4 protein-coding genes are annotated in these 2,558 nt (G+C 56.5%); all 4 read left to right on the forward strand.

Annotated elements, in window-relative coordinates; translation table 11 throughout:
* A partial coding sequence (mtnB, locus tag C2U68_RS20455; protein ID WP_140914325.1) for a methylthioribulose 1-phosphate dehydratase occupies nucleotides 1–413 on the forward strand: 413 nt, incomplete at its 5' end.
* A complete protein-coding gene (locus tag C2U68_RS20460; RefSeq protein WP_140914326.1) occupies nucleotides 410–967 on the forward strand; it encodes a 1,2-dihydroxy-3-keto-5-methylthiopentene dioxygenase in 558 nt (185 codons plus the stop codon). The genes mtnB and C2U68_RS20460, both read left to right, overlap by 4 nt.
* A complete protein-coding gene (mtnC, locus tag C2U68_RS20465) occupies nucleotides 964–1,638 on the forward strand; it encodes an acireductone synthase (RefSeq protein WP_140914327.1) in 675 nt (224 codons plus the stop codon). The genes C2U68_RS20460 and mtnC overlap by 4 nt, the downstream gene beginning before the upstream one ends.
* 18 nt (nucleotides 1,639–1,656) lie before the next feature.
* Nucleotides 1,657–2,547 carry a 30S ribosomal protein S6--L-glutamate ligase gene (gene rimK, locus C2U68_RS20470; protein WP_140914328.1) on the forward strand — a complete coding sequence of 297 codons (891 nt, stop codon included), beginning with the start codon at nucleotides 1,657–1,659 and terminating at the stop codon, nucleotides 2,545–2,547.
* Nucleotides 2,548–2,558 lie beyond the last annotated feature (11 nt).

Below are 2,558 nucleotides of genomic sequence, written 5' to 3' on the forward strand. Positions count from 1 at the left end.
TGGACGGCAAGAAGCCGTCGGCCGAGACCTTGCTGCACACCTCGATTTATCAGCGTTACCCTGATGTCCAAGCCGTGTTGCATCCGCATTCGGTCAACGCCACGTTGACCGCCCGGCTGTTTCAAGACGAAATCGTCCTGGAAGATTACGAACTATTGAAGGCTTTGCCCGGCATCGATACCCACGAAAGCCGCATCGTGGTGCCGATTTTCGCCAACGATCAGGATATCCCGCGTCTGGCGGCCAAGGTCGAGGACTATTTGGACACCCACGGCGACATTCACGGTTACATTATCGCCGGCCACGGTTTTTACACTTGGGGCGCTTCGGTTGACGACGCGTTGCGGCATCTGGAAGCCCTGGAGTTTTTGTTCGATATTGAAATTCGTCTGCATGGAGTAAAACGCTTATGAGCGCATTGACTACTTATCCCGCCAACCAACCCGGCCAAGGCCAAACCTGGCGCGATTTTGACGCGATTGCCGGCCAACTGAGCGGACTGGGCGTGCAATTCGAGCGCTGGCAGGCCGAGCAAACCTTTGCCGCCGATGCGCACGCCGACACGGTATTGGCGGCTTACCAGAGTTCGATCGACAAATTGAAGCAGCAATACGGTTTTCAATCGGTCGACGTGATCAGCCTGAACGCCGAGCATCCGAACAAGGATGCGTTACGGCAAAAATTTCTGGCCGAGCATACCCACAGCGACTTCGAAGTGCGCTTCTTTGTCGAAGGCAAAGGCTTGTTTTACCTGCACGTCGGCGACCAGGTCCACGCCGTGTTGTGCGAACAAGGCGATTTGATCAGCGTGCCGGCCGATACCAAGCATTGGTTCGATATGGGCGAAAATCCGGCTTTCAAATGCATCCGCCTGTTCACGACCGAAGACGGCTGGGTAGCGGATTTTACCGGCGATAAAATCGCAGATAGCTTCCCGACGCTGGACCAATACCTCGCTGCATTATGATCGAAGCCATCGTTACCGACATCGAAGGCACCACGTCGTCGCTGTCGTTCGTAAAGGACGTACTGTTCCCTTACGCCCGCCAACACCTGCCCGCTTTCGTCGCCGAGCACTGTGCCGATCCCGAGGTAAAAGCCTTACTGGACGATGCCAATCGGCTCGCGGGAGGCCAACTCGAACAAGCGGCATTGATCGAACAATTTATTGCTTGGATCGATGCCGACCAGAAAATCACGCCGCTTAAATCTCTGCAAGGCTTGATCTGGTTGGACGGTTATCAAAACGGCGACTTTACCGGCCACGTTTACCCGGATGCGGTGCGCAATTTGGGGGCTTGGCAGGAGCGCGGCTTGAAACTGTACGTTTATTCGTCCGGCTCGGTGCAGGCGCAGAAATTGTTGTTCGGTTACAGCGATTTCGGCGATTTGACGCCGCTATTCTCCGGCTATTTCGACACCCGCATCGGCGGCAAGCGCGAAGCCGAGTCTTATCGAAAAATAGCCGACGAACTCGGTTTGCCCGCTGCGCAGATTCTGTTTCTTTCCGACATCAAAGAAGAACTGGATGCGGCGCGTATTGCCGGCTTTGCTACCCGCTGGCTGGTGCGGGACCAAACGGCGGATGCCGGCGCCGACCATCCGCAAGCGGCCGATTTCGATGCGATACGGTTCTAATCCGGCTCCGCACGGCCTATGAAAATCGCCATCCTGTCGCGCGACCCGGCGCTGTATTCCAGCGTACGGCTGATGGAGGCCGCCAAAGCACGCGGCCATGACGCGCGCATATTCGATCCGACCCATTGCTACATGAATATCACGTCGATGAAGCCGTCGATTCATTACATGGGCGAAGATTTGCTGGGTTACGATGCGGTGATTCCGCGTATCGGTGCGTCGATTACCTTCTACGGCACGGCGGTGTTGCGCCAGTTCGAAGTGATGGGCGTCTATACCTTGAACAAGTCGGCGGCGATCAGCCGCTCCCGCGACAAAATGGCCTCCAGCCAATTGCTGGCTCGCAAAGGCATCGATTTGCCGATCACTGCGTTTGCGCATAATCCCGACAACATCGAAGATCTCATCGCCGAAGTCGGCGGTGCGCCGTTGGTGATCAAACTGGTGGAAGGCTCGCAAGGCATCGGTGTGGTACTCGCAGAAACCCACAACGCGGCGCATAGCGTGATTCAGGCTTTCATGGGCTTGAACGCCAACATCATGGTGCAGGAGTTTGTTCAGGAGGCGGCCGGCAGCGACATTCGCTGTTTCGTGATCGGCGACAAAGTGGTCGCGGCCATGAAGCGCCAAGGCCGCGAAGGCGAATTCCGCTCGAATTTGCATCGCGGCGGCACCGCAACACTGATCAGGCTGGCGCCGGCAGAACGCGCCGCAGCGGTTCAAGCGGCGAAAATCATGGGCTTGGACGTGTGCGGTGTCGATTTACTGCGATCCAAACGCGGACCGTTGGTGATGGAAGTCAATTCGTCGCCGGGGCTGGAAGGTATCGAAAAAACCAGCGGCAAGGATATTGCTGGATTGATGATCGAATATATCGAGAAAAACGCCGGAAAGGCCAAGTCCGCGTAATAAGAGCCCGG

This window comes from Methylomonas koyamae (genome assembly GCF_006483455.1).
Classification (GTDB): domain Bacteria; phylum Pseudomonadota; class Gammaproteobacteria; order Methylococcales; family Methylomonadaceae; genus Methylomonas; species Methylomonas koyamae_B.